Raw genomic sequence first — 25,878 nt, forward strand, 5'->3', positions numbered from 1 at the left:
ATCAGCGCGATATGATCGTAGTGCCCGCGGGAGCCATAGAGGCAAGGGCTTCATCGGGGAGGCTCTCGAGCACATCTCGATACTTCGCGTAGGCATCCCTGACGATTGAAGTACCCCGGTTCTCGTCCTCGAATAGCAATCCGGTCACAGCTTCCAGTGCTTCAAGCCATTTCCAGTTCTTCCTCAGGTGGAGGATGACTAGCACTGCGGCCATCACATCGCGCTCTGTAGTGTCGGGTCGGGGATGGTGACCTCGCCTCCGCTCCAGGCCGAAAGCTTGGTCTGCGCTCCATCCGTCGTCCACTATCCTCTGAAAGGCCATCTTGACGAACGCGAGGAGCACCTCCTGGTTGTACGGCATCTCGTTGCTGAAGCGCTCGTGGAAGTACTCGATCAGGTTCCTCGCTGCATCCGGAGCATGTTGTACATGTTGGACAACATTCAGCGCACCTCGCAGGTCGGAGTCACTGACATCGGCCCACTTCATTCTTTCCGATCCGTCATCGTTGCACCTTGAAGCAGGCGCCGCACCAGCCTGGCATGGGATTCCGGCTTTCCTTACGTCGGAGTAGGCGCGACAGAACTCAGGTTTTCTCAGGTGGTCAGGCGGCAATCCGCGCCAAGGGCCGAATATCCGGCGCGGGCTGCTGCTCGGCCTGCCAAAGGTCAAACTGCGTCTGCATCCCGAGCCATAGGTCAGGCGAAGTGCCCAGCCATGCGGCCAGACGCAGCGCCATGCCGGCGGTGACGCCAGCGCGCCCGTTCAGCACCTTGGAAAGCATCACGCGGGAGATCTGCAACTCCTTGGCGGCCTGCGTGACGGTCATGTCCTCGGGGATCCATTCCCGCAGCACCTCGCCGGGGTGGGCGGGGTTGTGCATCCTGCTCATGTTGTGCTCCTAGTGGTAGTCCTGGTAATCGACCAAGACGGCGTTCTCGCCTTCGAAGGTGAATGTCATGCGCCAGTTGCCGTTAACCCAAACAGACCAGTGGCCGGCAAGGTCGCGTTCCAGCGGGTGCAGTCTCCACCCCGGTGCATTCATGTCATCAGGGCCTTTCGCGCAATCCAGAGCGGTCAGCATCACACGCAGCCTTCCGGCTTGATGGGGTTGGATGCCGGCCTTGCTTCCCGTGCGAAAGAAGGCTTCTAGGCCCTTGTGGCGGAAGGTCTTGATCATGTGAGGAGTGTAGGCTGTAAATTAACGATTGTCAACAAGGCGGGCAATTTGCCGGCAACAGCCTGCCCAGTCAGGCCACCCCACGCACGGCGGGCGCGGCCTCTTGCTGCCGCGGCTGCTCGATGCCGGCCTGTTCCAGAATCCAGCCCTCGATCTTCGTGTGCCAGACGCGCAGCAGGTCGAGCGGGCGGCGGCGGTAGTGCTTCTCAGCCAGGGCGGACGGCTTGTGCCCCATGATCTGTGCGGACACGCCCGCCGGGCACTCCACCCACTCGGCCAGCGTGCCGAAGGAGCGGCGCAGGCCGTGTAGGGTCAGGGGCGGCAGGCCGGCGGCAGTCAGCGCCCGATTATGGGCGGCGCGGGGCTCCTGCAGCCGGCCGGATGCGGCCGTCTTGCTGCTGAACACCCAGGGGGACGGCTGCCAGGTGCTCAGGTCGTTCTGGATGCGCTGGCTGTGCAGGATGCGCCACTGCGGCGGCGGGGTGTCGTTGCGGCGCTTCAGGTCGCGCAGCAGGCCGGCCACGAAGGGGGTCAGCGGAATGGTGCGCTCTCCTTCCACCTTGTCGCGGATACGCAGGCTGTTCCATTGGAAGTCCACATCCTCCCAGCGCAGACTGGCCAACTCCTCCCGGCGGGCGCCGGTCAGCAGCAGAGACTGAAGGTAGGCCGCCGGCACTGCGGGCAGGGCGCGTACTGCGGCGAACCACGGGCGCAACTGCTCGCGCTGCAGGCAGTCATCCTTCGGGGCACGCTTGGGGAGCTCGTCGCGGGCGGCTCGGCTGGTGCAGGCGTCGGGGTGAATCTGTCCCTGGTATTCCGGGCGCTCGGCGCACCAGTTGAGGAAGGCGCGCAGGCGAGTAAAGGCGTTCTTGGCTTGGGTGGGACGCCGCGCAGCTTCGTTCTTCAGGAAGGCACGCACCGCGGTACCATCGATCTTCTTGAGCGGATGCGCAAGCAGGGGCAGCAAGATGCCGGGCTGCGTGGTGTCGCCTTCCCCCTTCTTGCGTCCGCGGGTCTTGGGTTTGCCGCCGGGATCGGAGAGGCGCTGATGGTCCAGTAGGGTGCGGGGGCTCCAGCGGGCGCAGCGGGCCTGCAGGTAGGCATTCCAGGCTTCCAGGGCCGATGCTTCGGTACGGCGCAACTCCTCGCGTCTGGCTTCGCTGGCGGCGATGCGTTCGGCTTTTTCCTCGCGCGGGTCAGTGCCTTGATCAATTTCGGTCTGCAGGCGGCGGGCCTCGGTGCGTGCATCCTCAAGAGCCCATGCGCGCACGTCGCCGATGGTCACGCGGATGGTGCGGCGGTTCAACTTGCTCTCAAAGATGAAGGCTTTCGCGCCGGCGGTTGCGCGCACGGCAAGACGGGGTGCCTCGGTGTCCCACAGAAAGGCTTGTTTCGTGCCCTCTGGGCACGTGAAGCGTCGGATGCGCTCGGGGGTCAGGCGTTCGCGCTGCATGGCATCGGCTCCGGCTGGTTTGGCTACACGGCGTCTCCCGTGTAGCCACGGTGTAGCCAAATTCTACCAATGTCGTTCAATGCCGATCAATGTGAATTTCTAGAAAACTCTGGAAAAACAATTACATAACGATATTATGTGTATGCGCCCTAACCCCAATAAACGCCGTGTTTTGCGATTTCGTAATGCGAAGGTCGGGGGTTCGACTCCTCTTGCCGGCACCAGACGAGGTGAAAAGGGCAGCCCATGCGGGCTGCCCTTTTTGCTTTGGGCCGGGCGGTGCGGGGCAGGGGTGTCATCGCGTTGACGTTTACGTCAACGTACACTATCGTCCGCGCAGTATCCGATTCAGCCATCCGAACCCAGGAGGAGAAAGCAATGAAGATCGACAACAAGGTATTCGTGGTCACCGGCGGCGGCTCCGGCCTGGGCGCGGCAACCGCGCGCATGCTGGTGGCGGCCGGCGCCAAGGTGGTGCTGGCCGACGTCAACGCCGAGGCCGGCGAGCAGGTCGCGGCCGAACTGGGCGCCGCGGCGGCCTTCGTCAAGACCGACGTTACCGACGAGGCCAGCGCCAAGGCAGCCATCGACCGCGCGGTGAGCGGCTTCGGCGGCCTGCACGGGCTGATCAACTGCGCCGGCGTGGCGCCGGCCGAGAAGGTGGTGGGGCGCGAGGGCGCACACCGTCTGGAGTCCTTCTCGCGCACCGTGAACATCAACCTGGTGGGCAGCTTCAACATGATGCGCCTGGCGGCGGAGGTGATGACCAAGGCGGAAGCCGACGAGGGCGGCGAGCGCGGGGTGATCGTCAGCACCGCCTCGGTGGCGGCCTTCGACGGCCAGATCGGCCAGGCCGCCTACGCGGCCTCCAAGGCCGGCATCGTCGGCCTGACCCTGCCGGTGGCTCGCGAGCTGTCGCGCTTCGGCATCCGCGTGATGACCATCGCCCCGGGGATCATGGAGACCCCGATGCTGATGGGCATGCCGCAGGAGGTGCAGGATTCGCTCGGCAAGATGGTTCCTTTCCCCTCGCGCCTGGGCAAGCCGGCGGAGTACGCCGCGCTGGTGCGCCACATCATCGAGAACAGCTACCTCAACGGCGAGGTGATCCGCCTGGACGGCGCGATCCGCATGGCGGCCAAGTAAGGCGTTTGCATGACGGCGGCCGGGCTGCGCGATGCTGCGCAGACCCGGCCGTTTTGCCATCTGCTGAACCTTTGCTGCACCGCATTGGTCAGGGGTGGGAAATGTGCTAAAAGTGCGCTTCCCCATTTTCCCGACCCGGTCTTTCCACAAGGACGGTGCGGGCGCCTTGTCCCCGGTCAATGAACACTGTCAGCGAAACCGCTCCGCCCGCCCTCGTCGAGGACGCGGACTGCTACCACTGCGGGCTGCCCATCCCGCCCGAAACCCGGCACTACGTGAAGATCGACGGCCGCGCGCGGCGCATGTGCTGCGTCGGCTGCGAAGCGGTGGCGCAGTCCATCGTCGACAATCAGCTCACCGAGTATTACCGCCACCGCGATGCGATGCCCGAGTCGCGCCGTGAGGCGATGCCGCAGGAACTGCAGGAGCTCGGCCTGTTCGACCACCCGGACTTCCAGAAGAGCTTCGTGCGGCCGGTGGGCGAGCATGAGCGCGAGGCCTCGCTGATTCTCGAAGGCATCACCTGTGCGGCCTGCGTGTGGCTCAACGAGCAGCACGTGGCACGCCAGCCCGGGGTGCGCGGCATCGACATCAACTACGCCACGCGGCGTGCGCGGGTGCGCTGGGACGAGCGCGAGATCAAGCTCTCGGACATCCTCGCCGCGGTGCAGGCCATCGGCTATCGCGCCTATCCCTACGACGCCGAGCGCTCCGAGCAGGTCGCCCACCGCGAGCGCCGCTCCATGCTGTGGCGGGTGTTCGTCGCCGGCTTCGGCATGATGCAGGTGATGATGTACGCCATCCCGGCCTATGTGGCAGGCGAAGGCAACATGACCGCCGACATCGAGCAGTTGATGCGCTGGGCGAGCCTGGTGCTGACCCTGCCGGTGGTGTTCTATTCCGCAGCGCCCTTCTTCCAGCGCGCCCTGCGTGACTTCCGCCTGCGCCGCCTGGGGATGGACGTGCCGGTGGCGCTCGGCGTCGGCAGCGCCTTCGCCGCCAGTGTGTGGGCGACGCTGGTGCACGGCCCCGAGGTGTATTTCGACTCGGTGACCATGTTCGTGTTCTTCCTGCTGTGCGGGCGCTATCTGGAGATGCTGGCGCGGCAGAAGGCGGTGCGCGGCGTGGAGGAACTCGGCAAGGTGCTGCCGGCCTTCGCCGAGCGCCTCGCCGCCGACGGCGCGGTGGACAAGGTGCCGGTATCGCAGCTGGTGCCGGGCGACCGGGTGAGGGTGCGTCCCGGCGAGGTGATTCCGGCCGACGGCATGGTGGTCGAGGGCACGAGCGAGGCCAACGAGGCCTTGCTCACCGGGGAGAGCCGTCCGGTGCCCAAGGCTGCCGGCGCGGATGTCACCGGCGGCAGCATCAACGTTGCCAGCCCGCTGCTGGTCGAGGTGCGGAAGGTCGGCGATTCGACCCGGCTGGCGGCCATCCGCCAGTTGATGGATCGCGCCGCGGCGGAGAAGCCGCGCATCGCCACCCAGTCAGACCGGGTGGCGCGGGTGTTCATCGTCGCGCTGCTGCTGCTGGCCGCCACCACCTACATCGTCTGGCAGTTCGTGGACCCCGACCGCGCTCTGTGGGTGTTCGTCTCGGTGCTGGTGGTGGCCTGCCCGTGCGCCCTGTCGCTGGCCACCCCGACCGCGCTCACCGTGGCCACCGACACGCTGGCGCGCATGGGGGTGCTGATCACCCGCGGGCACGCTATCGAGGCGCTGGCGGGTGCCAACCGCTACGTGTTCGACAAGACCGGCACGCTCACTCACGGGCGCATGCAGGTCGATGGGGTGAGGGTGCTGGACAACAGCGACGAGGCCGGCGTGCGCGCCCTGGCCGGTGCGCTCGAGCAGGCGTCCGAGCATGCCATCGCCGCCGGCGTGCGTCTTGCCGCCGATGGCCTGGATCTGCCGGCGGTCGAGGAACTGCGTTCGGTGACCGGTCAGGGGGTCGAAGGACGTGTCGACGGACGGTTGCTGCGTATCGGCCGTCCGCCTTTCGTGGCCGAGCTTGCCGGTGCGCCGGTGCCGGATGCGGTGGCGGAACTGGAGGCGGACGGGGCCACCGTGGTGGCGCTGGGGGGCGAGTCGGGCTGGATCGCGCTGTTCCGCCTGGCCGATTCGGTGCGCGAGGACGCGCCCGATCTTTTTGCCCGCCTGGCCCGCGAGGGAATTCCGACCGCCATCCTGTCCGGCGATTCGCCGGCGGCGGTGCAGGCGATCGCGCAAGGCGTGGGGGCGGGCGAAGCGCATGCCGCGATGACGCCGCAGGACAAGCAGGCCTGGGTCGAGTCCCGTCAGCGCGAACCTGGCGCCCTGGTGGCGATGCTGGGCGACGGGGTCAATGACGCGCCGGTGCTGGCGCAGGCGCATGTGTCGGTCGCCATGGGCGGCGGCACCGACCTGGCGCGCAACCAGGCCGACGTGGTGCTGCTCTCCGAGAGCCTCGAAGGCCTGTCGCGCGCCATCGGCCTGTCGCGGCGCACGCTGGCGGTGGTGCGGCAAAACCTGTGGTGGTCCTTCATCTACAACTTCACCTCGGTGCCGCTGGCCATGCTCGGATTGATCACCCCCTGGATGGCCGGGATCGGCATGGCGGCGAGCTCCCTGCTGGTCGTCCTCAACGCGCTGCGCCTGCAGGGCGCCCGGCGCGCCACCTGAAAGCAAGGTACTCAATGGACGATCTGCTTGGCAGTCTCTACATCCTCATCCCGCTCTCGGTGGTGCTGGTCTTCGTCATCGGCGTGATTTTCTGGTGGTCGGTGCGCTCGGGGCAGTTCGACGACATGGAAGGGCCGGCCTATCGCCTGCTGATGGACGATCGCGATCCGCCGGCGGCCGACGCTGCGGCCGAGGATGGTCCCGCCGCACGGACGGGCGAGCAGCTGCGGAATGGACAGGAAAGGTCCGGGAATCACGACTGAGGGCGGATAAAGCTGCGCAATTTGATTTAAGTCAACGCAGCTTCGTCAGGGTAAGGCACACTGCGCGCATGGTTATTCGCTGGTGAGCCGCAAGAGCCGGGGCGCCAGCGACGTCCGGATTTTTGTCTCTCTGTTGGGGTTGGGGGTGCGTTCAATACGCACCCTTTTTTTTCGCCCGGCGCAAGCCCGAAACTGTCCCGATTCGTTGGCTGGCGCGCTTTCCGGACTTACCGCGCTGCAATACAATGTTGATCTGCGTCAAATTCAGGTTCCGGTCGCGGCGTATCCTTCACCGGTCGATTTCCGGGGGTGCTGCCGCGAAATCGGAGGGATCTACAAGGGGTTTTTAATCAAAGAGGTGACTCACATGCAATCGCAAGCGACTTATAACTACAAAGTCGTGCGCCAGTTCGCCATCATGACGGTGGTGTGGGGCATCGTGGGCATGCTGGTCGGCGTAATCGTCGCAGCACAGCTCGTGTGGCCCGAATTGAGCGTTCATGAATGGCTGTCGTATGGCCGTCTCCGTCCGCTGCACACCAATGCGGTGATCTTCGCATTCGGTGGCTGCGCGCTGTTCGCCACGTCCTACTACGTGGTCCAGCGGACCTGTCATACCCCGCTGTTCGCGCCCGGTCTCGCGGCGTTTACGTTCTGGGGCTGGCAACTCATCATCGTGCTTGCGGCCGTCACCCTGCCGCTCGGCTTCACCTCCGGCAAGGAGTACGCCGAGCTCGAGTGGCCGATCGACCTGCTGATCGCGGTGGTCTGGGTGTCCTACGCGCTGGTGTTCTTCGGCACCATCGTCAAGCGCAAGGTCTCCCACATCTACGTGGCCAACTGGTTCTTCGGTGCCTTCATCCTCACCGTTGCCCTGCTGCACATCGTCAACAGCGCTGCCATCCCGGTCAGCCTGACCAAGTCCTACTCCGCCTACGCCGGCGTGCAGGACGCGATGATCCAGTGGTGGTACGGCCACAACGCGGTCGGCTTCTTCCTGACCGCCGGCTTCCTGGGCATGATGTACTACTTCGTGCCGAAGCAGGCCGACCGTCCGGTGTACTCCTACCGCCTGTCGGTGGTGCACTTCTGGGCGCTGATCTTCACCTACATGTGGGCGGGTCCGCACCACCTGCACTACACCGCGCTGCCCGACTGGACCCAGTCCGTCGGCATGCTGTTCTCGCTGATCCTGCTGGCACCGTCCTGGGGTGGCATGATCAACGGCATCATGACCCTGTCCGGCGCCTGGCATAAGCTGCGCACCGACCCGATCCTGAAGTTCCTGATCACCTCGTTGTCCTTCTACGGCATGTCGACCTTCGAAGGCCCGATGATGTCGGTGAAGACCGTCAATGCGCTGTCGCACTACACCGACTGGACCGTCGGCCACGTGCACTCCGGTGCGCTCGGCTGGGTGGCCATGGTGTCGATCGGCTCGATCTACTTCCTGCTGCCGCGCCTGTACGGCAAGACCGAGATGTACAGCGTCAAGCTGATCAACACCCACTTCTGGGTGGCGACCATCGGCGTGGTGCTCTACATCGCCTCAATGTGGATTGCCGGCGTGATGCAGGGCCTGATGTGGCGTGCCACCAACCCGGACGGCACCCTGACCTACTCCTTCGTCGAAAGCGTGAAGGCGAGCTACCCGTTCTGGACCATCCGTCTGGTCGGTGGCGTGCTCTTCCTCTCCGGCATGCTCATCATGTTCTACAACATGCTGAAGACCATTGCCGGCGAGAAGGCATACAACGCCCCGGTCGTGGCCCCCGCTGCCGCTCACGCCTAATCGGAGATACCTAACATGGCTCAATCGAAGCACGAGAAAATCGAGCGCAGCGTATTCCTGATGATCGTCCTCACCCTGCTGACCGTCAGCGTCGGTGGTCTGGTGGAGATCGTTCCGCTGTTCTTCCAGAAATCGACCACGCAGGCGATCGACCAAAAGGGCAACACGCTCGACGTGAAGCCCTACGATCCGGTTCGCCTGGTCGGTCGCGACATCTACATCCGCGAAGGCTGCTACAACTGCCACTCGCAGATGATCCGTCCCTTCCGCGCCGAAACCGAGCGCTATGGCCACTACTCGGTGGCGGGTGAGTTCATCTACGACCACCCGTTCCAGTGGGGCTCCAAGCGTACCGGTCCGGACCTGCATCGTGTCGGCGGCCGCTATTCCGACGAATGGCACCGTGTCCACCTGCTGAACCCGCGCGACGTGGTGCCGGAGTCCAACATGCCCGCGTACTACTGGCTGGATCGTCCCGCCAAGGTCGATGACATCCAGGCCAAGATGCGCGCGCTCAACATGGTCGGCCTGCACAAGTACAGCGAGGAAGAGATCGCCGCCGCGCCCGCCGCGGTGGAAGGTCTGACCGAGCTGGACGCGGTGGTCGCCTACCTCCAGGGTATGGGCACCGCACTGCAGAACGTAAGGTAAGAGGTTGAGGACGCGCCGTGGAATTGAACGATCTGAGAATCATTGTCACCGTCCTGGGCTTCCTGTGTTTCCTGGGTATCTGCGCCTGGGCGTACAGCAAGCATGCCAAGGCGGGCTTCGATGAAGCGGCGCGGCTGCCTCTGACCGATGACGATCCGCCGGTCGAGACCGACCGGCACGGAAAGGAAGGAAAAGCAAATGGCTGACTTTGTTAGCGGTTTCTGGAACGTGTATGTGATGGGCCTGGTTGCCCTGAGCCTGCTGTTCTGTGTGTTCATTCTCATCACCAACATGACCAAGCGGCCGCAGAAGGTCGAGCTGCATGGCCACGTCTGGGACGAAACCCTGCAGGAGTACAACAACCCCCTGCCGAAGTGGTGGCTGTACCTGTTCTGGATCACCATCATCTTCGCGGTGGTGTATCTGGCGATCTACCCGGGCTTCGGCAACAAGCAGGGCATGTACAACTGGAGCTCGATCGGCCAGTACGAAACCGAAATGGCCAAGGCGGAAGAACGCTATGGTCCGATCTTCAACCAGTATCTGGAGCAGGACCTGATGGCGGTGGCGGCCAATCCGGAAGCCAACGCGATGGGCCAGCGCATGTTCCTCACCTATTGCGCGCAGTGCCACGGCTCCGCGGCGACCGGTGCCAGGGGTTTCCCCAACCTGACCGATGCCGAGTGGAACTGGGGCGGCGAGCCCGACACCATCAAGACCACCATCATGGGTGGCCGCATGGGCGTCATGCCGCCGTTCGGCCCGGCGCTGGGTGGTGAAGGTGTGAAGGACGTGGCCAACTACGTGCGTTCGCTGTCCGGCCTGGCCCACGACTCCCTGCGTGCCCAGCGCGGCAAGGAGCTGTTCGACCAGCAGTGCGTCGCCTGCCACCAGGCCGACGGCACCGGCAACCCGATGCTGGGTGCGCCGAACCTTACCAACGACTCCTGGCTGTATGGCTCGTCCGAGGCAACCATCATCGAAACCATCACCAACGGCCGTCAGAACCAGATGCCGGCCTTCGGCGAGTTCCTCGGTGAGGCGAAGGTGCACATCCTTTCCGCATATGTATTGAGCTTGAGCAAGGGTCAGTAAGCGCTTGCGTGGTAACGTGCAGTACCCGTCCCCGGGGGAAACCCCGGGGATATTTCGAAGCAAAACAATAAGAATCCACTAATAAAGCGATCATGAACAGCACAGCCCCCCAGCCTCAACCTGCCGGCGCACCTGAGCCGCAGGACCAAGATACCTTCTATGCCGCACGCAAGAAGCTCCAGGTGCGGTCGACCACCGGTGTGTTCGCTACGTGGCGATGGGCGCTGGTGTGGTTCACCCAACTGCTTTACTACGGCCTGCCGTGGCTGCAATGGAATGACCGGCAGGCGGTGCTGTTCCATCTCACCGAACGCAAGTTCTACGTGTTCGGCTGGGTCTTCTGGCCGCAGGATGTGTTTTACCTTGCCATCCTGCTCATCATCTCAGCCTACGCGCTGTTCTTCTTCACCGCGATCGCCGGACGCCTGTGGTGCGGCTATGCCTGTCCGCAGACGGTCTACACCGAGATCTTCATGTGGATCGAGGAGAAGATCGAAGGCGACCGCAACGCCCGCATCAAGCTCGACAAGTCGCCCCTGAACGCGCGCAAGCTGGGCCTGCGCGGGACGAAGTACGCGATCTGGGCGCTGGTTGCGCTGTGGACCGGCTTCACCTTCGTCGCCTATTTCTCTCCGGTCGATGAGCTCCTCCAGTCCGCTGCGAGCTTCAGCTTCGGCCCGTGGGAACTGTTCTGGATCCTGTTCTACGGCGCTTTCACCTACCTCTTTGCCGGCCACTTGCGCGAGCAGGTTTGCAAGTACATGTGTCCGTACGCCCGCTTCCAGGGCGTCATGTTCGACCCCGATACGCTGGTCATCACCTACGACGAAGATCGCGGCGAACCGCGTGGCGCACGCAAGAAGGGCTCTGACTACAAGGCGGCAGGCAAGGGCGACTGCATTGATTGCGGCATCTGCGTGCAGGTGTGCCCGACCGGCATCGACATCCGCCAGGGACTGCAGTACGAGTGCATCGGCTGTGCCGCCTGTATCGACGCCTGTGATCAGGTGATGGACAAGATGCAGTACCCGCGCGGCCTGATTCGCTACTCCACCGAGAACGCGATGAAGAAGCACTGGGGCATGCGCGAGATCCTCGTCCACGTGATGCGGCCGCGAACCCTGGTCTATGGTGGCATCCTGGCGGCGTTCTGCGTGGCGCTGGCCTGGGGGCTGGCAACCCGGTCTACTCTGCGGGTGGACATCATCCGCGACCGTGCTTCGCTGGCCACCGAGCTCAGCGACGGCAACATCCAGAACGTCTACCGCCTGCAGGTCATGAACATGACCGAGGCGCCTCGCAGCTTCGACCTGCGGGTGACCGGGATGGACGGTGCCGAGATCCGTGGTGAAACTCGTGTGGACGTGCCCGCTGCGACCACCCAGGCGGTCACCCTGCAGGTGGTCGTGCCGCCCAGTTCGGGGCGGCCGGGTGCCAATCATCTCTACTTCGAGGTCAACGCCACGGATGACGCATCGGTGGCCGCCCGCGAAGAAACAACCTTCCTGATGCCCCACTGATCATATGAGTACGGCAACCTCGACCATGCACAAGCCCGAGCCCTGGTACAAGCAGTTCTGGCCTTGGTTCATCCTGGCCATCCCCGGCACGGCCATCGTCACCGGGGTGATCTTCCTGGTGATCTCGATCAAGACCTGGGATGGTCTGGTGGTCGATGACTACTACAAGGAAGGGCGGGCGATCGTCATGACCATCGACCGGCTCGCGCTCGCCGGCAAGCTGGGCCTGAGCGCCGGCCTGTCGATTCGCGACGATTCGCTGACGGTGAATGTCGCCGCAGCCGATCCCGCCAGCGTGCCCGATACGATACACCTGACGATCGCGCATCCCACCCGTGGCGGCATGGACCAGGAGCTGGTCCTGCGTCGCCACGGCGGTACGTTCACCGGCGTGATCGCGCCCCTGCATGCGGGGCGCTGGTTGTTTCAGATAGAAGACGAGTCCCGCAGCTGGAGAATGAACGGGGCCGCATACCTCCCGACAGAGACGGAAATAAGGATCGATCCATCCGGTTCGTAAATCCCGTCAACTGTAGAAGGAGAAGTAGCATGGCCTGGAATGAACTGTTCACCACCGATATCGGTCTGCTGAGCCTGTTCACGATCGGTTTCGTCGTCGTGATGGGCGCATACATCTACCGCTTCGCGAAGCGTCATATTGCCGAGGACGCCAAGCGAGCGGAGACCAATCAGGGTTGAGTTCCGTCTAGTCGGTATAGGAGGCGTGCCGTGTTGAAGTGGATACAGGTGTTGTGGCCATCGTTCCTGGTGGCAGGTATTGCCGAGGCAGTCTTCTTTACCGTCGTTTCACCCCAGGAACTCTACTGGTTCGGTGAGCCGGTGCATCTGTCGGAGCTCGCCACCTATTCCATCGGTTTCTTCGGCTTCTGGCTGGTGTGCGCCGCGTCGAGCCTGACCACGGTGTTTCTTCAGCGGCCTGCCGAGGAACTGAACCGCACGGGCCAGAAAGGGCCTGCGCGATAAGGAAAAATGGCCCGCACATGCGGGCCATTCTTCTTTTTGCGCCGTTGCGCGGCCTTTCAGCGATAGACCAGTACCGGCGTCTTGCTGTGGGTCAGCACCTTCTGCGTTTCGCTGCCCAGCAGCAGGCTGGCGATACCGCGGCGTCCGTGCGACGCCATGAAGATCAGATCGCAGCCATGGCGGTCGGCCGCGTCGATGATCGCCTCGTAAGGCACCTCGTTCACCGTGGTATCGGTGTCGGCGTTGACGCCCTCGGCGTCGGCCGTGCCCTTGGCCTTGTCGAGAATCCGTTTGGCTTCCTCCGCTGCGGATCTGGCGAACTGTTCCGGCGTGGTCGGATCGATCAGTGCGCCTTCGCCGTAGATCGGCATCGGAAAATCCGGCTGGGCGTAAAAGAAGGTAATCCGGGCGCCCGCATCGCGCGCGAAGGAGACTGCACGCGCAACCGTGCTGTCGGACAGTGGAGATCCGTCCGTGGGTACGAGCAGGTGTTTGAACATGACGGTGTATCCTTCTTCTGACGGTGGTGAACGATTATAGCCAGCGCACGGGGGCAAGCGGGGTTGACGGCCGTCAACCGCATTGCGGCGGCAGCCCGCTGGCAAATTAGCTTGGAGGCTCGACATGGAACTGACCTTCCACGGCGCGGCAGGCGAGGTGACCGGCTCCTGCGCCCGGCTGCGCTCCGAACGCAGCACCGGGTTGATCGACTGCGGCATGTTCCAGGGCGGCAAGAGCGCGGCGCGCAAGAATCTGCGCGCGCTGGACTTCGACCTGCGAGCGCTCGACTACGTGCTGCTGACCCACGCGCACCTCGACCACTCCGGCCTGATTCCGCGGCTGGTCGCCTTAGGCTACAGGGGGGCGATCCACGCAACCGCTGCCACGGTCGATCTGCTGGAGATCATGCTGCTCGATGCGGCATATATCCAGGAGAAAGAAGCCGAATGGGCAAACCGCCACAACCGCGCCCGCCATGTCCGTCGCGGCTGGGATGCTGCGCCGCTCTACACGGTGGCGCAGGCGGAGGCCAGCCTCAAGCGCCTGCGCCCGCACCCGTACGGGCAGCCCTTCGAACCCGCCGCCGGGCTTCGCTGCACCTTTCACGATGCCGGCCACATTCTCGGCTCGGCCATCATCGAACTCGACGTGGAGCAGGGCGGCAGCGTGCGCAAGCTGGTGTTCTCCGGCGACCTCGGCCAGCCCTTCCGCCCTGTGGTGCGCGACCCGGCGACCCTCGCGGAAGCAGACTACTTGTGCATCGAGTCCACCTATGGCGACCGCTTGCACAGGCCGATGAAGGAGACCGAGGACGAATTGGTACACGCGATGCAGCATACGCTGGAGGTCAAGCGTGGCAACGTCATCATCCCGGCCTTCGCGGTGGGGCGTACCCAGGAGGTGATCTTCGTGCTCGCCGACCTGGTTCGCAAGGGGCGGCTCGGCAACCTGGAGATCGTCGTCGATTCCCCGATGGCCGCCGCGACGACCGAGCTGAGCCTGCGCTACGACCACCTGTGGGACGATGAGACGCGGGGCTTGCTGGCCTGGATGCGCGAACACCCCGGGCGGGCCAGCGTGCGCTTCGTACAGGACGTGGAGGAGTCGATTGCGCTCAATGACCGCCACCACGGGCTGGTGATCATCTCCGCGAGCGGAATGTGTGACGCGGGGCGGGTCAAATACCACTTGCGCAACAATCTTTCGCGCCGGGAAAGCTCGATCATCATCGTCGGCTTCCAGGCCGCCGGATCGCTTGGCCGGCGCCTGGTGGAGGGCGCGCGCTACGTGACGCTGTTCGGCGAGCGCGTCCCCGTTCATGCGGACATCTACACGATAGGCGGGCTGTCGGCGCATGCGGATCAGTCCGCATTGCTCGCCTGGCTGGGCAATTTCCATCGCCCGCCGCGGCAGACCTTCGTGGTCCATGGTGAGCAGCGTGCCGCGGAAGCCTTCCGTACCGCCATCGAGAGCCGTCTCGGATGGCACGAAGTGAACCTTCCCGTGCCAGGGGAGCCGAACCCCTTGCGTTGAAGTGCAAAGGAATTGTCATCAAGAGTGGCCGGTCGCATGGTCAAATCATGCCGGAGGCCACCCCTCAACCGATCGAAGGTAAGACCATGAGCCGTTCCACGAAAACCACACCGCCCCAGACCCTGCGGCGCACGATCCGCCAGATCCATGACACCGTCGAAGGCAGTGTCGATCCGCTGGGCATGGCGGCACCCATCGTCCACGCCCAGCTCGCCTGGCTGTCCCATCCCCAGGAACTTGCCGAACACCTCGCGCGCCTGTCTTCCGACCTGTGGCGCCTGCAGACCCATACCTGGAAGCGGGCCCTGGGCATGCCCAGCGAGGACCCGATCCGGCCGAATGCCGACGACGCGCGCTTTGCCGATCCGGTGTGGACCGAATCGCCGAGCTGGGACCTGACCAAGGAGTGGTACCTGGCATTCACCCACCACCTGCAGGACATGCTCTACGAGACCCCGGGCCTGTCCGGCAAGGAGCGCCGGCGGGCCGCCTTCTGGTGGCGGAAGTGGCTCAACATGGTGGCGCCGACCAACTTCCTGTGGACCAACCCGGTGGCCCTGCGCAAGGCGATGGAGAGCAACGGCGAGAGCCTGGTGAAAGGCTTCCAGAACTTCCTCGGCGACCTGCGGGCCGGCAACGTGCGCATGACCTCGCCCGAGGATTTCACCGTAGGCGAGAACCTGGCCACCACCCCCGGCGCAGTGGTGTTCCGCAACCGCCTGCTGGAGGTGATCCACTATGCGCCCACCCTGCCCAAGGTGCATGCCGAGCCGGTGGTGATCGTCACGCCGTGGATCAACAAGTTCTACATCCTCGACCTGGTGCCCCGCAAGAGCATGATCCGCTACCTGCTGGACCAGGGGCTGGACGTGTTCATCACCAGCTGGAAGAACCCCGATGCCTCGATGCGCGAGGTCGGCTTCGACGACTACCTGGAGGACGGCGTCCATGCGGCGGTGGAGGCGGCGCGCCGCTTCACCGGGGCCAGGCAGGTGCATGCGGTCGGCTACTGCATCGGCGGCACCGCGCTGAGCATGTACATGGCCTGGGCCAACCGGCGCTACAAGGCCGACGAGGTGCCGGTGGGCGACTGGACGCTGTTCACCACCCTGGTGGATTTCCACAAACCCGGCGACATCGAGGTCTTCGTCGACGAGGCCAGCATCCGCTACATCACCCGGAACATGGCGCGCCAGGGCTATCTCGACGGCAAGGAGATGGCCGCGTCCTTCCGCCTGCTGCGTTCGAACAGCCTGATCTGGCACTACGTGGTGAACGGCTGGCTGTACGGAGAGGCCCCGCCGCCCTTCGACGTGCTGTACTGGAACATGGACACCACCCGCATGCCGTTCCGCATGCACGCCTGGTATCTGCAGGAGCTCTACCTGCACAACCGCCTGGTGCAGGCCGACGCGCTCAAGGTTGCCGGCGAGCCCTTGGACCTCGGCCGCATCGTCCAGCCCTTGTACGCGGTGTCGGCCGAAGACGACCACATCGCCCCGTGGCTGCAGACCTACAAGGTCAACCACCACGTGGGCGGTGCGAAGCGCTTCGTGCTGTCGAGCTCGGGCCACATCCTCGGTATCGTCAATCCACCGGTCACGCCGCCCAAGCGCAAGTACTGGGTCGCCGATGCACATCGCACCGAACCGGCGGAGGCCTGGCAGGCGCGCGCCGAGGAGCATGCCGGCAGCTGGTGGGAAGACTGGATGGCCTGGCTCAAGCCGCGCTGCGGCGAACTGGTCGACGCCCGCCCGGCGGCCAGCAAGGACATGCCGGCGCTGGCCGCGGCCCCCGGCACCTACGTGCTGGAGCGCTGAATCCCTTCCCCGCCGGTTCCCACTTGACCGCTGTCAAGGCTGCCGCGGCGCGGCCGCGGACAATTACGTCCTGGTTTCCGTGCAGCCTTCGACACGCCTTCAGTTCTGATAGCGCGCCAGGCGAGCGGGATCGTGCAGGGTGATGTGCTTGCCGCGCACGGTGACGAGACCGGCTTCTGAGAGGTCGTGGAAGATGCGCGACAGGGTCTCCGGGGTCAGGTTCAGGCGTGAGGCGATGACCTGCTTGCTGACGGCCAGGTCGAACTCGCGCCCGCCGCCGTCGGATTCGTCCGACTGTTGCAGCAGGTAGCCGATGACGCGCTGGGTGCTGGAGCGCAGGGAATAGGTTTCCACGTCGCGCACCATGCTGTGCAGGCGGATCGCCATGCCGGCGAGCAGCTTGCGCGCGAAGGACGAATCCTGGTCGATCAGCTCGGAGACCACGCTCTGGCCGATGTGCAGCAGTTGCGTGTCGACCAGCGCCTCGGCGAACACCGGGTAGGGGCGGCTCATGAACATCACCGCCTCGCCGAAGCTCTGCTGCGGGCCGATGACCTCGACCACCTTCTCGTTGCCCTGCGCCGAGGAGAACGCGAGCTTCACCTGGCCGGTGACGACGAAGTAGAAGCCGTGCGCCTGATCGCCGCGCTGGAAGAGCACTTCGCCCTTTTCCAGGCGCTTCTCGCGGGTAAAGCGGGACACGCGCTCGATGTCTTCGTCCGACAGTTCGCCGAAGAGAGGCACGAGACGCAGCAGGTCGGGGATGTCCTGGGAAGGAATGGGCATGGGTGATCTCCGTTTTTCGTACATTCTAGCCCGCCCCAAGATGGGGCAGGCATGTTGAGGTGAGCAGGCATGGCAGTTTCTTCACCGGCCGCTGCGGGTCGTCCGCTGTTCTTCGCGCCCCACCGGGCCATGTTCCTGTCCGGCGGCGTGATGCTGCTGCTCGTCTTCCTGCTCTGGGCCGTCGAGCTCGGCGCCCGGGCGGGGCTCCTTCCTGCGCTCGGGTGGGCGCTGCCGCCGGGCTGGGGGCATGCGCTGCTGACCGTCGGAGGCGTGTTTCCCTTCTTCATCTTCGGCTTCCTGTTCACCGCGATGCCGCGCTGGCAGAGCATGGGTGACATCGCTCCGCAGCAGTGGCTGGGCGCCTGGCGCATTCTCGCGCTCGGCTGGGCGGCGGTGATCCCGGGCCTGTGGTTCGCGCCCTTGCTCGCCGCGGGCCTCGCCGGGGTGCTGTACGGCTGGGCCAGGCTTGCCGCGGTGCTGTGGCGGGTGGCCTTCCGTTCCCAGCCCGACCCGCTGCACGCCCGGGCCACCTGGCTGGGTGTGGCGGGCGGCGGGTTGAGCATCTTCGCCTGGCTGGTGTTCGCGCTCGGCGGCGGGGCAGGCTGGGCGCGCGTGGGTATCGAGGCCGGCGTGTGGTGGTTCCTGCTGCCGGTGTTCTTCTCGGTCTGCCACCGCATGGTGCCCTTTTTCTCCAGCAACATCATTCCGGACTACGTCATCGTCCGTCCGCGCTGGGCGCTGTTGCTGATGCTGGGGGCGAGTTTCGTCCATGGCGCGCTCGGCATGGCCGAACTCGGCGGCTGGCGCTGGGTCGTCGATCTGCCGGCCGGTCTGGTCGCGCTGTGGCTGTGCATCCGCTGGCGACCGGTGGCTGCCCAGCGCGTGCGCCTGCTGGGCATGCTGCACATCGGTTTCGCGTGGCTGGGCGTGGCCCTGCTGCTGTCCGCAGCGCAGGCCGCGGGCGCCCAGCTCGGCTGGTACGGCCTGGGCCTGGCGCCGCTGCACGCGCTGGGGATCGGCTTCTTCGGCTCCATCGTGCTCGGCATGGTGTCGCGGGTCACCCTGGGCCATTCGGGCCAGCCGCTGGCGGCCGACCAGCTGACCTGGTCGCTGTTCCTCGCCATGCAGGGGGTCGTGCTGCTGCGCATCCTCGCCGACCTTGCGCCCGCTGTGCTCTCTCCCTGGCTGATGCTGGCCGCGGTAGCCGGCTGGCTGGGCATCTTCGTGACCTGGGCGCTGCGCTACCTGCCCATCTACCTGCGTCCGCGGGCCGACGGACGGCCGGGATAAGACCATGTATTTCGCACTCAAACACCTGCATGTGACCTGTGTGGTGCTGAGCATTCTCGGGTTCACGCTGCGCGGCGCGTGGATGCTGTCCGGCAGTGCGCTGCTCGAACATCGTCTCACCCGGGTGCTGCCCCATGTGGTCGACAGCCTGCTGCTGCTGTCGGCCATCGCGATGGCGGTGATGATCGGGCAGTACCCTTTCGTCGCCGGCTGGGTCACGGCCAAGGTCATCGGCCTGCTCGCCTACATCGTGCTTGGCGCGGTGGCCTTGCGGCGCGGGCGCACCCTGGCGCTCAGGGCGGCTGCGTTCTTGGCGGCGCTGGCGGTCTATGCGTGGATAGTGTCCGTGGCGCTGCTCAAGAGCCCCGCCGGTTTTCTGGTCTATTTAGGAGCTCACTGACATGAGCGATTCACTGATCCCGGTCGCACCCGGATTCGAAACCCCGCTCGAGATGCTGGAAGCCTGTCACGGCCGCCTGCAGGGGCAGCTCGAGACGCTCGCCCGCCTGGCCGCCTGGCTGCCCGCTCATGGTGCGGACAAGCAGGCACAGCAGGCGGCGAGCGCGGTGATGCGCTACTTCGACCTGGCTGCGGTCAATCACCACATGGACGAGGAAGACGATCTCTTTCCGGTGCTGCTCGCACGGGTCGATGCGCCGCGTCGCGCGCAGCTGCAGGCGCTGATCGACTGGATCCTCGCCGACCATCAGCGCATGTTCGCCGCCTGGGCGCTCATGCGCGAACGTCTGGCGGCGATTGCACAGGGAGAAGCGGCAGAGCTGACCGCGGAGCAGGTCGAGGAATTCGCCAGCCGCTACCATCAGCACATCGCCCGCGAGGAAGGCGAATTGTTGCCCTACGCCCGCGAACTGCTGACTGACGAGGACGTCGCCGCCTTGAGCGAGACCATGGTCGCCCGCCGGCGTCAGGGCTGAGAATGTGCGAATAAACCTACTGCGCGGGCCGATGGCGGTGTTGCGCGGTGCTCGCTCCGCGCTTCAGCCGCCGGCCGGTTGATGGTGCAGCAGCTTTTTCAGGCCGGCGATGTCCAGGATGCGGATGTGTTTCTGCTGCACGGCCACCAGACCGTCTTCCTGGAAGCGCGAGAAGGCGCGTGACACGGTTTCGAGCTTGAGGCCCAGATAAGAGCCGATCTCCTCGCGCGTCATGCGCAGGTGGAACTCGGCCGCCGAGAAGCCGCGCGCGGTGAAGCGCTGCGACATGTTGAGCAGGAAGGCCGCCAGGCGTTCTTCCGCGCGCATCGAGCCGAGCAGCATCATCACGCCGTGGTCGCGTACGATTTCGCGGCTCATGACCTTGTGGAACTGATGCTGCAGGCCTTCGACCTCGCGCGAGAGTTCTTCCAGCTTGCCGTAGGGGATTACGCAGACCTCGCTGTCTTCCAGGGCGATCGCGTTGCAGGTGTGGAACTCGGTGCTGATGCCGTCCAGACCGAGGATCTCGCCGGTCATCTGGAAACCGGTGACCTGCTCGCGGCCGTCTTCGAGCAGCACGTCGGTCTTGAAGGAGCCGGCGCGGATCGCGTAGATCGCCTCGAAGAGGTCGCCGGCGCGGTACAGGTGCTGCTGACGCTTGATCTTGCGACGGGCGCCCACCAGTTCGTCCAGGCGGTCGATCTCGTTTTCCGACATCCCGAACGGCAGGCACAGCTCCTGCAGGTTACACTGAGAGCAGGCGGCCTTGAGGTTTGCCACAGAGATCGGCACCGTCGCCTTCATTTGCAAGATAAACAGCTCCGTCTCTCACCGGGATCAACGGAGCCTCGTTGATCCACGTCAACCACAAAACTACGGCTTTCTGCGATCTTACGGAACAGACTGCCGCCCCGTACGACCATGAGCAATCAGAAAGAACTCGTCTTCGACACCCAGTTGATCCGCCGCTTCGACATCAACGGGCCGCGCTATACGTCCTACCCGACGGCGGATCGCTTCGTCGAAGCCTTTGACGCCAAGGCCTTGCGCGACTGGCTCGCCAAGCGGGCAGTGGGCGGTCTCGGCAAACCGCTTTCATTATACTTCCACATCCCTTTCTGTAACACGATCTGTTACTACTGCGCCTGCAACAAGATCATCACCAAGGATCACGGGCGCTCGGCCAAGTACCTCAAGTACCTGGCCAAGGAGATCGAGATGCAGGCCGCCTGTCTGGGCGGCAGCCGGCAGGTTACCCAGCTGCACCTGGGGGGCGGCACGCCCACCTTCCTGTCGCACGAGGAAATGCACCAGCTGATGGACTCGGTGCGCCAGCACTTCACGCTGGTGCCCAACGGCGAGTATTCCATCGAGGTCGACCCGCGCAAGGTGGACTTCGATACCGTCGAGATGCTCTCCAACCTCGGCTTCAACCGCATGAGCGTCGGCGTGCAGGATTTCGCCCATGACGTGCAGGTCGCGGTCAACCGCGTGCAGAGCTTCGACGAGACCAAGCTGGTGGTCGACGCCGCGCGCGCCACCGGCTTCAAGTCGGTGTCCATGGACCTGATCTACGGCCTGCCCAAGCAGAACATCATCAGCTTCAACCGCACGCTGGAGCAGGTGCTGGAGATCTCTCCCGACCGCATCTCGCTCTACAGCTACGCGCACCTGCCGCAGCTGTTCAAGCCGCAGCGCCGCATCAACTCGGTGGACATGCCCACCGCCGACACCAAGCTGCAGATCCTGCAACTGGCCATCCGCCGGCTCACCGAGGCGGGCTATGTGTACATCGGCATGGACCACTTCGCCAAGCCGGACGACGAGCTCACCATCGCCCAGCGCCAGGGGCGGCTGCACCGCAACTTCCAGGGCTACTCCACCCACGCCGAGTGCGACCTGCTGGCCTTCGGGGTGTCGGCGATCAGCAAGGTGGGGCCGACCTACGCGCAGAACGTCAAGACCCTGGACGAGTACTACGACATCCTCGACCAGGACGAGTTGCCGGTGCTGCGCGGCATCGAGCTTACCGCCGACGACCTGCTGCGCCGCGCGATCATCCAGGCGCTGATGTGCCATTTCGAGGTGTCGATCGAGTCCATCCAGATCGCCCACCTGATCGACTTCAAGGAATACTTCGCCGAGGAACTCGCCGACCTGCGCGAGATGGAGAAGGCCGGCCTGCTGAAGATCGAGGACGACTGGATCAGCGTGCTGCCCCCGGGGCGGCTGCTGGTGCGCGGCATCGCCATGGTGTTCGACCGCTACCTGCGCGCCGACCGCGAGCGGGCGCGCTACTCCAAGGTGATCTGATCCCGCCCCGCGCGGCGTAGAATGCCTGCCCTGATGCATCTTCCGGCTCTTCCGAATGCCTGAAACCGGCTATATCGCCGTCTTCCTCATCGGCCTGCTCGGCGGCACCCACTGCGTGGGCATGTGCGGCGGCATCGTCGGCGCGCTCACCGTGCAGGTGCCCGGGCAGACCCGCCGGCAATGGCCGATCCACCTGGCCTACAACCTCGGGCGCATCACCACCTACACGGTGATCGGCGGCCTGCTCGGCGCGCTCGGTACCGTGGGCATGCTGTACAACGAGGTGATGCCCATCCAGCTGGGCCTGTACGTACTGGCCAACCTGATGCTGGTTGCCCTGGGCTTGTATCTCACCGGCTTTACCCAGTTGCTGGCGCCGGTCGAGCGTGCCGGCCACCACATCTGGCGGCGCGTTCAGCCTTTCACCCGGCGCTTCCTGCCCGCGCGCTCGGTGGCACAGGGCTACCCGCTCGGACTGCTGTGGGGATTCCTGCCCTGCGGACTGGTCTACAGCGTGCTGGCCACCGCGCTGGTGACCGGCTCGGCGACCCGCGGCGCGGGGCTGATGCTCGCCTTCGGCCTCGGTACGCTGCCCAACCTGCTGCTCGCCGGCCTGTTGTTCAAGCGCTTCCGCGACATCACCCGCAACGGCAAGGTGCGTTTCGCTGCCGGCCTGACGGTGCTGGGCTTCGGCGTCTTCGGCCTGTTCCATGCCCCCTCGCTCGGCGGCACCCTGTGGAGTGGCGTGGTCTGCTGAACGGGGCGTTCAGCGTTCTCCGTCCAGGGCCTGCAGGATAGGGCAGGGGGCCGGTGCCTCGGTGTGTTCGCAGCAGTGCACCAAGCCCTTCAGGGCGCTGCGCATGTCTTCCAGCTGGCGGATACGGTTTTCGATGTCGTCGATCTTGGCCTGTGCGAGCGCGCGCGCAGTGTCGCGATCGCGTTCCTCGTCCAGCGCGAGCAGGCCGGCGACCTCGTCCAGGCTGAACCCCAGGGTTTGGGCGCGACGGATGAAACGCAGGCGGGACACCGTCTGCGCGTCGTACACACCGAAAGCGCCCTTGCGGCCAGCCGGGGTGCCGATCAGGCCGCGGCGCTGGTAGTAACGGACCGTCTCGACGCCGACCCCGGCGGCTGAAGCCAGCCGGCCTATGGTCAGACCGGGTTCCGCTGTTGTCGCGTTGCGCGAGGGAAGGGGCGGGCGGGACGTATGCGTGTTCATCAGGGGGTTGACTCCGTACCTTGGTACAGGGTCTAGACTGCCACCATCGACACAGCGTCCGCAAGCGGGACCATCATGAACGATCGCACTCCCATCGACACCACCACCGTCGAACTCCCCATTGCCGGCATGACCTGCGCGGCCTGCGCCACCCGCATCGAAAAGGTGCTCAACCGCATGCCCGGCGTGGAGGCCAGCGTGAATCTCGCGGCAGAGCGGGCCCAGGTACGCCTGTCCGGAGAAACCGCGACGCAGGCGGTGGTCGAGGCCATTCACAAGGCGGGATTCGAGGTGCCGCCCGAGCAGCTCGAGCTGTCGATCTCCGGCATGACCTGCGCCGCCTGCGCCACCCGGCTGGAGAAAGTGCTCAACCGCCTGCCGGGGGTGGAAGCGGCAGTGAACTTCGCCAGCGAGCGGGCGGTGCTGCGCTACCTGCCCGGTGCGATGGACCCGCAGCAGGCCATCGACGCGGTGGCGAAGGCCGGTTTCGGCGCAGTCGAGGCCGGGCTGGATGCGCGCGAACAGGAGCGCGCCCGCCATGCCGAGACCTGGCGGCGCGACCTGCGCATGTTCTGGATTGCCGTGCTGCTGACCCTGCCGCTGGCCGCGCAGATGCCGGCGATGCTGGGCGCTGGCTGGGCGGGCGATGCGCACCACGACGTGATTCCGCGCTGGCTGCAGTTGCTGCTCGCCACCCCGGTGCAGTTCTGGATCGGTGCGCGCTTCTACCGCGGCGCCTGGGCGTCGCTGCGTGGCGGCGGGGCCAACATGGACGTGCTGGTGGCCCTGGGTACCAGCATGGCCTGGCTGTTCAGCACGGCGGTGACCCTGCTCGGCCTGCACGACCAGCATGTGTACTTCGAGGCCTCGGCGATGATCATCACCCTGGTGATGCTCGGCAAGCTGATGGAGGCCCGCGCCAAGGCGCGCACCGGCGCGGCGCTGGATGCGCTGATGCGCCTGCAGCCGAAGATGGCGCGCATCGAGCGCGACGGCCAGCTCGTCGAGCTGCCCGTGGCCGCCGTGCGTCCCGGCGACGTGTTCGTGGTTCGTCCGGGCGATTCGGTGCCGGTCGACGGCGTGGTGTTGTCGGGGCAATCCGCCCTCGACGAAGCCATGCTCACCGGCGAGAGCCTGCCGGTGGACAAGGCCGCCGGCGACAAGGTGTTCGCCGCCACGCTCAACGGCGAGGGCCTGCTGCGCTGCGAGGCGACCGGGGTGGGGGCGTCCACGCTGCTGGCCGGCATCATCCGCATGGTCGCCCAGGCGCAGGGCTCCAAGGCGCCGGTGCAGCGCCTGGCCGACCGCATCTCGGCCGTCTTCGTGCCGGTGGTCGTGGGCCTCGCGCTGCTGACCCTCGCCGGCTGGTGGCTGTGGTCGGGCGACTTCGCCCAGGCCTTGATCAACGCCGTGGCGGTGCTGGTGATCGCCTGCCCGTGCGCGCTCGGGCTGGCGACGCCCACCGCGATCATGGTGGGCACCGGCCAGGGTGCGCGTGCCGGCATGCTGGTGAAGAACGCCGAAGCGCTGGAACTGGCCGAGAAGGTGCGCGTGCTGGCGGTGGACAAGACCGGCACGCTGACCCGGGGCGAGCCCGCGGTGACCGACGTGCTGCCGGCGCCCGGGTGGACGAGCGGGGGCTTGCTGGAGATGGCGGCTGCGGCCGAGCAGGGCAGCGCCCATCCGATTGCGCGGGCGGTACTGGCCCACGCCCAGGCCGAGGGCTTGAGCCTGGCGCCGGTGGAAGCGGTCCGGAGCTTCGGTGGCAAGGGGCTGGAAGGGCGTGTCGAAGGCCGCACGGTGCTGCTGGGTGCCCCGGGTTTCCTTGCTGAGCGCGGGACGGCGGTGCCGGAAGGTTTCTGCGACGAGCTGGCGGCCGGTGGCCGTACGCTGGTGGCGGTGTCGGTGGACGGTGCTTTCGCCGGCGCGCTGGGCGTGGCCGACCAGGTGCGCGAGGACTCGGCCCGCGCGGTGGCGCGCTTGCAGGCTCGCGGTATCGAGGTCGTCATGTTGACCGGCGATCATGCGGCGACAGCGGCGACGATTGCCGCGCAGGTGGGCATTGAGGATTACCGGGCAGGCGTGCTGCCTGGCGACAAGGCGGCGGCGGTGAAGGCCCTGGGCAAGGACGGCAAGCTGGTCGGCATGGCCGGCGACGGCATCAACGACGCGCCCGCGCTGGCCGCGGCCGATGTATCGTTCGCCATCGGCGTGGGGGCCGACGTCGCGGTGGAGGCCGCCGACATCACCCTGGTGCGCAACAGCCTGGACGGGGTGGCCGACGCGATCGACCTGTCGCGCGCCACGCTGGCGAAGATCCGCCAGAATCTGTTCTTTGCCTTCATCTACAACGTGCTCGGCATTCCGCTGGCGGCGCTCGGTTTCCTCAACCCGGTGGTGGCCGGCGCGGCGATGGCGATGAGCTCGGTGTCGGTGGTCAGCAACTCGCTGCTGCTTCGGCGCTGGCGAGCCGGGCGATAGGTTTTGTTCGATGGACCCCAAGGGCTGGAGTGAAAGCGATGAATGAAGTGACGATCAAGGTGGAAGGCATGAGCTGCGGCGGCTGCGTGCGCAACGTGACCGGTGTGCTCAAGGCGCTGGCCGGCGTGAGCGAGGCGGAGGTGTCGCTGGACGGGGCGAGCGCGCGGGTCAGCTACGATCCCGCGCAGGTCACCCCCGAGCAGATGCGCGCGGCGGTCGAGGCGGCCGGCTTCGACTCGCCGGCCTGAGCGCCGGCGCGCA

General features: G+C 65.7%; 28 protein-coding genes. 20 read left to right on the forward strand and 8 right to left on the reverse strand.

The genetic code is table 11. From position 1 onward, the window contains the following. Position 1: 1 nt before the first annotated feature. From IAI53_RS01355 to IAI53_RS01370, 4 genes are all read right to left on the reverse strand, one after another. Positions 2-487 carry a hypothetical protein gene (locus IAI53_RS01355; protein ID WP_187716372.1) on the reverse strand — a complete coding sequence of 162 codons (486 nt, stop codon included), beginning with the start codon at positions 485-487 and terminating at the stop codon, positions 2-4. A gap of 115 nt (positions 488-602) precedes the next feature. After that, the gene (locus IAI53_RS01360; protein ID WP_187716373.1) at positions 603-890 is read right to left on the reverse strand and encodes a HigA family addiction module antitoxin; all 288 of its coding nucleotides are present in this window, start codon (positions 888-890) and stop codon (positions 603-605) included. A 9-nt stretch (positions 891-899) separates the two neighbouring features. Next, positions 900-1,178 carry a type II toxin-antitoxin system RelE/ParE family toxin gene (locus IAI53_RS01365; protein ID WP_187716374.1) on the reverse strand — a complete coding sequence of 93 codons (279 nt, stop codon included), beginning with the start codon at positions 1,176-1,178 and terminating at the stop codon, positions 900-902. Between the two features lie 70 nt (positions 1,179-1,248). Beyond that, positions 1,249-2,631 (reverse strand): tyrosine-type recombinase/integrase, encoded by a 1,383-nt coding sequence (locus IAI53_RS01370; protein WP_187716375.1) that lies wholly within the window; start codon positions 2,629-2,631, stop codon positions 1,249-1,251. A gap of 378 nt (positions 2,632-3,009) precedes the next feature. On the opposite strand from IAI53_RS01370, the gene IAI53_RS01375 reads away from it, so the two are divergent. The 11 genes from IAI53_RS01375 (at position 3,010) to IAI53_RS01425 (ending at position 12,739) form a co-directional block, all read left to right on the forward strand. Then, positions 3,010-3,777, forward strand: coding sequence for a 3-hydroxyacyl-CoA dehydrogenase (locus tag IAI53_RS01375; RefSeq protein ID WP_187716376.1), 768 nt, complete (start codon positions 3,010-3,012; stop codon positions 3,775-3,777). A gap of 179 nt (positions 3,778-3,956) precedes the next feature. After that, complete coding sequence (locus IAI53_RS01380) at positions 3,957-6,434, forward strand: heavy metal translocating P-type ATPase (RefSeq protein WP_187716377.1); 2,478 nt, start codon at positions 3,957-3,959, stop codon at positions 6,432-6,434. Between the two features lie 14 nt (positions 6,435-6,448). After that, the gene (gene ccoS / locus IAI53_RS01385) at positions 6,449-6,697 is read left to right on the forward strand and encodes a cbb3-type cytochrome oxidase assembly protein CcoS (RefSeq protein ID WP_187716378.1); all 249 of its coding nucleotides are present in this window, start codon (positions 6,449-6,451) and stop codon (positions 6,695-6,697) included. 367 nt (positions 6,698-7,064) lie between these two features. Continuing rightward, positions 7,065-8,489: a cytochrome-c oxidase, cbb3-type subunit I gene (ccoN, locus tag IAI53_RS01390; protein ID WP_187716379.1), complete on the forward strand. Its 1,425-nt coding sequence runs from the start codon at positions 7,065-7,067 to the stop codon at positions 8,487-8,489. A 15-nt stretch (positions 8,490-8,504) separates the two neighbouring features. Then, the gene (gene ccoO, locus IAI53_RS01395; RefSeq protein ID WP_187716380.1) at positions 8,505-9,140 is read left to right on the forward strand and encodes a cytochrome-c oxidase, cbb3-type subunit II; all 636 of its coding nucleotides are present in this window, start codon (positions 8,505-8,507) and stop codon (positions 9,138-9,140) included. Between the two features lie 17 nt (positions 9,141-9,157). Next, on the forward strand, positions 9,158-9,346 hold the full coding sequence (locus IAI53_RS01400) for a cbb3-type cytochrome oxidase subunit 3 (protein ID WP_187716381.1): 189 nt from the start codon (positions 9,158-9,160) through the stop codon (positions 9,344-9,346). Then, positions 9,339-10,235, forward strand: coding sequence for a cytochrome-c oxidase, cbb3-type subunit III (gene ccoP / locus IAI53_RS01405; protein ID WP_187716382.1), 897 nt, complete (start codon positions 9,339-9,341; stop codon positions 10,233-10,235). Before IAI53_RS01400 ends, ccoP begins: the two co-directional genes overlap by 8 nt. Before the next feature lie 92 nt (positions 10,236-10,327). Then, positions 10,328-11,755: a cytochrome c oxidase accessory protein CcoG gene (gene ccoG, locus IAI53_RS01410; RefSeq protein WP_187716383.1), complete on the forward strand. Its 1,428-nt coding sequence runs from the start codon at positions 10,328-10,330 to the stop codon at positions 11,753-11,755. 25 nt (positions 11,756-11,780) lie between these two features. Continuing rightward, a complete protein-coding gene (locus IAI53_RS01415) occupies positions 11,781-12,275 on the forward strand; it encodes a FixH family protein (protein ID WP_225433107.1) in 495 nt (164 codons plus the stop codon). A gap of 29 nt (positions 12,276-12,304) precedes the next feature. Continuing rightward, positions 12,305-12,454 (forward strand): DUF3149 domain-containing protein, encoded by a 150-nt coding sequence (locus tag IAI53_RS01420; protein ID WP_187716385.1) that lies wholly within the window; start codon positions 12,305-12,307, stop codon positions 12,452-12,454. A 30-nt stretch (positions 12,455-12,484) separates the two neighbouring features. Beyond that, positions 12,485-12,739, forward strand: a complete 255-nt coding sequence (locus IAI53_RS01425; RefSeq protein ID WP_187716386.1) for a hypothetical protein — start codon at positions 12,485-12,487, stop codon at positions 12,737-12,739. A 56-nt stretch (positions 12,740-12,795) separates the two neighbouring features. Here the strand turns inward: IAI53_RS01425 and IAI53_RS01430 are convergent, their stop codons facing one another. Further along, on the reverse strand, positions 12,796-13,239 hold the full coding sequence (locus IAI53_RS01430) for a universal stress protein (protein ID WP_187716387.1): 444 nt from the start codon (positions 13,237-13,239) through the stop codon (positions 12,796-12,798). Positions 13,240-13,363: 124 nt separating this feature from the next. Here IAI53_RS01430 and IAI53_RS01435 point away from each other — a divergent pair, with 124 nt between their 5' ends. Both IAI53_RS01435 and IAI53_RS01440 read left to right on the forward strand, forming a co-directional pair. Beyond that, entirely contained in the window at positions 13,364-14,773 is a 1,410-nt protein-coding gene (locus IAI53_RS01435) for an MBL fold metallo-hydrolase RNA specificity domain-containing protein (protein WP_187716388.1), read from the forward strand. Between the two features lie 86 nt (positions 14,774-14,859). Further along, positions 14,860-16,593, forward strand: a complete 1,734-nt coding sequence (locus IAI53_RS01440) for a PHA/PHB synthase family protein (RefSeq protein WP_225433108.1) — start codon at positions 14,860-14,862, stop codon at positions 16,591-16,593. Between the two features lie 99 nt (positions 16,594-16,692). Here the strand turns inward: IAI53_RS01440 and IAI53_RS01445 are convergent, their stop codons facing one another. Next, complete coding sequence (locus IAI53_RS01445) at positions 16,693-17,379, reverse strand: Crp/Fnr family transcriptional regulator (protein WP_187716389.1); 687 nt, start codon at positions 17,377-17,379, stop codon at positions 16,693-16,695. Between the two features lie 69 nt (positions 17,380-17,448). Between IAI53_RS01445 and IAI53_RS01450 the strand changes: the two genes are divergently transcribed. The 3 genes from IAI53_RS01450 to IAI53_RS01460 are packed head-to-tail and all read left to right on the forward strand — an operon-like array spanning position 17,449 to position 19,604. Further along, entirely contained in the window at positions 17,449-18,669 is a 1,221-nt protein-coding gene (locus IAI53_RS01450; RefSeq protein ID WP_187716390.1) for an NnrS family protein, read from the forward strand. A 4-nt stretch (positions 18,670-18,673) separates the two neighbouring features. Then, on the forward strand, positions 18,674-19,069 hold the full coding sequence (locus IAI53_RS01455) for a SirB2 family protein (protein ID WP_187716391.1): 396 nt from the start codon (positions 18,674-18,676) through the stop codon (positions 19,067-19,069). A gap of 1 nt (position 19,070) precedes the next feature. Then, positions 19,071-19,604 carry a hemerythrin domain-containing protein gene (locus IAI53_RS01460; protein WP_187716392.1) on the forward strand — a complete coding sequence of 178 codons (534 nt, stop codon included), beginning with the start codon at positions 19,071-19,073 and terminating at the stop codon, positions 19,602-19,604. 63 nt (positions 19,605-19,667) lie between these two features. Here IAI53_RS01460 and fnr read toward each other — a convergent pair whose 3' ends face one another. After that, positions 19,668-20,408 carry a fumarate/nitrate reduction transcriptional regulator Fnr gene (gene fnr, locus IAI53_RS01465; protein WP_187717909.1) on the reverse strand — a complete coding sequence of 247 codons (741 nt, stop codon included), beginning with the start codon at positions 20,406-20,408 and terminating at the stop codon, positions 19,668-19,670. A gap of 117 nt (positions 20,409-20,525) precedes the next feature. Between fnr and hemN the strand changes: the two genes are divergently transcribed. Further along, positions 20,526-21,917 carry an oxygen-independent coproporphyrinogen III oxidase gene (hemN, locus tag IAI53_RS01470; RefSeq protein ID WP_187716393.1) on the forward strand — a complete coding sequence of 464 codons (1,392 nt, stop codon included), beginning with the start codon at positions 20,526-20,528 and terminating at the stop codon, positions 21,915-21,917. Between the two features lie 55 nt (positions 21,918-21,972). Then, on the forward strand, positions 21,973-22,674 hold the full coding sequence (locus IAI53_RS01475) for a sulfite exporter TauE/SafE family protein (protein ID WP_187716394.1): 702 nt from the start codon (positions 21,973-21,975) through the stop codon (positions 22,672-22,674). 9 nt (positions 22,675-22,683) lie between these two features. On the opposite strand, the gene IAI53_RS01480 is transcribed toward IAI53_RS01475, so the two are convergent. Further along, positions 22,684-23,136, reverse strand: coding sequence for a MerR family transcriptional regulator (locus IAI53_RS01480; RefSeq protein ID WP_187716395.1), 453 nt, complete (start codon positions 23,134-23,136; stop codon positions 22,684-22,686). Positions 23,137-23,211: 75 nt separating this feature from the next. Here IAI53_RS01480 and IAI53_RS01485 point away from each other — a divergent pair, with 75 nt between their 5' ends. Both IAI53_RS01485 and IAI53_RS01490 read left to right on the forward strand, forming a co-directional pair. Further along, entirely contained in the window at positions 23,212-25,617 is a 2,406-nt protein-coding gene (locus IAI53_RS01485) for a heavy metal translocating P-type ATPase (RefSeq protein WP_225433109.1), read from the forward strand. Positions 25,618-25,655: 38 nt separating this feature from the next. Beyond that, positions 25,656-25,865, forward strand: a complete 210-nt coding sequence (locus IAI53_RS01490; RefSeq protein WP_187716396.1) for a heavy-metal-associated domain-containing protein — start codon at positions 25,656-25,658, stop codon at positions 25,863-25,865. Positions 25,866-25,878: the final 13 nt, after the last annotated feature.

Origin of the sequence: Thauera sedimentorum (assembly GCF_014489115.1) — a bacterium.
GTDB classification, from domain to species: Bacteria; Pseudomonadota; Gammaproteobacteria; order Burkholderiales; family Rhodocyclaceae; genus Pseudothauera; species Pseudothauera sedimentorum.

What these genes read in the sequence shown, in the direction of transcription:
- hemN (WP_187716393.1), top strand. Translation starts at nt 20,526, where the DNA reads ATGAGCAATCAGAAAGAACTCGTCTTCGACACCCAGTTGATCCGCCGC.
- IAI53_RS01380 (WP_187716377.1), top strand. Translation starts at nt 3,957, where the DNA reads ATGAACACTGTCAGCGAAACCGCTCCGCCCGCCCTCGTCGAGGACGCG.
- IAI53_RS01355 (WP_187716372.1), bottom strand. Translation starts at nt 487, where the DNA reads ATGAAGTGGGCCGATGTCAGTGACTCCGACCTGCGAGGTGCGCTGAAT.
- IAI53_RS01475 (WP_187716394.1), top strand. Translation starts at nt 21,973, where the DNA reads ATGCCTGAAACCGGCTATATCGCCGTCTTCCTCATCGGCCTGCTCGGC.
- fnr (WP_187717909.1), bottom strand. Translation starts at nt 20,408, where the DNA reads ATGAAGGCGACGGTGCCGATCTCTGTGGCAAACCTCAAGGCCGCCTGC.
- IAI53_RS01375 (WP_187716376.1), top strand. Translation starts at nt 3,010, where the DNA reads ATGAAGATCGACAACAAGGTATTCGTGGTCACCGGCGGCGGCTCCGGC.
- IAI53_RS01415 (WP_225433107.1), top strand. Translation starts at nt 11,781, where the DNA reads ATGCACAAGCCCGAGCCCTGGTACAAGCAGTTCTGGCCTTGGTTCATC.
- ccoG (WP_187716383.1), top strand. Translation starts at nt 10,328, where the DNA reads ATGAACAGCACAGCCCCCCAGCCTCAACCTGCCGGCGCACCTGAGCCG.
- IAI53_RS01420 (WP_187716385.1), top strand. Translation starts at nt 12,305, where the DNA reads ATGGCCTGGAATGAACTGTTCACCACCGATATCGGTCTGCTGAGCCTG.
- IAI53_RS01440 (WP_225433108.1), top strand. Translation starts at nt 14,860, where the DNA reads ATGAGCCGTTCCACGAAAACCACACCGCCCCAGACCCTGCGGCGCACG.
- IAI53_RS01370 (WP_187716375.1), bottom strand. Translation starts at nt 2,631, where the DNA reads ATGCAGCGCGAACGCCTGACCCCCGAGCGCATCCGACGCTTCACGTGC.
- IAI53_RS01365 (WP_187716374.1), bottom strand. Translation starts at nt 1,178, where the DNA reads ATGATCAAGACCTTCCGCCACAAGGGCCTAGAAGCCTTCTTTCGCACG.
- ccoN (WP_187716379.1), top strand. Translation starts at nt 7,065, where the DNA reads ATGCAATCGCAAGCGACTTATAACTACAAAGTCGTGCGCCAGTTCGCC.
- IAI53_RS01480 (WP_187716395.1), bottom strand. Translation starts at nt 23,136, where the DNA reads ATGAACACGCATACGTCCCGCCCGCCCCTTCCCTCGCGCAACGCGACA.
- IAI53_RS01485 (WP_225433109.1), top strand. Translation starts at nt 23,212, where the DNA reads ATGAACGATCGCACTCCCATCGACACCACCACCGTCGAACTCCCCATT.
- ccoO (WP_187716380.1), top strand. Translation starts at nt 8,505, where the DNA reads ATGGCTCAATCGAAGCACGAGAAAATCGAGCGCAGCGTATTCCTGATG.
- IAI53_RS01455 (WP_187716391.1), top strand. Translation starts at nt 18,674, where the DNA reads ATGTATTTCGCACTCAAACACCTGCATGTGACCTGTGTGGTGCTGAGC.
- IAI53_RS01450 (WP_187716390.1), top strand. Translation starts at nt 17,449, where the DNA reads ATGGCAGTTTCTTCACCGGCCGCTGCGGGTCGTCCGCTGTTCTTCGCG.
- ccoP (WP_187716382.1), top strand. Translation starts at nt 9,339, where the DNA reads ATGGCTGACTTTGTTAGCGGTTTCTGGAACGTGTATGTGATGGGCCTG.
- IAI53_RS01460 (WP_187716392.1), top strand. Translation starts at nt 19,071, where the DNA reads ATGAGCGATTCACTGATCCCGGTCGCACCCGGATTCGAAACCCCGCTC.
- IAI53_RS01360 (WP_187716373.1), bottom strand. Translation starts at nt 890, where the DNA reads ATGAGCAGGATGCACAACCCCGCCCACCCCGGCGAGGTGCTGCGGGAA.
- IAI53_RS01435 (WP_187716388.1), top strand. Translation starts at nt 13,364, where the DNA reads ATGGAACTGACCTTCCACGGCGCGGCAGGCGAGGTGACCGGCTCCTGC.
- IAI53_RS01445 (WP_187716389.1), bottom strand. Translation starts at nt 17,379, where the DNA reads ATGCCCATTCCTTCCCAGGACATCCCCGACCTGCTGCGTCTCGTGCCT.
- ccoS (WP_187716378.1), top strand. Translation starts at nt 6,449, where the DNA reads ATGGACGATCTGCTTGGCAGTCTCTACATCCTCATCCCGCTCTCGGTG.
- IAI53_RS01490 (WP_187716396.1), top strand. Translation starts at nt 25,656, where the DNA reads ATGAATGAAGTGACGATCAAGGTGGAAGGCATGAGCTGCGGCGGCTGC.
- IAI53_RS01430 (WP_187716387.1), bottom strand. Translation starts at nt 13,239, where the DNA reads ATGTTCAAACACCTGCTCGTACCCACGGACGGATCTCCACTGTCCGAC.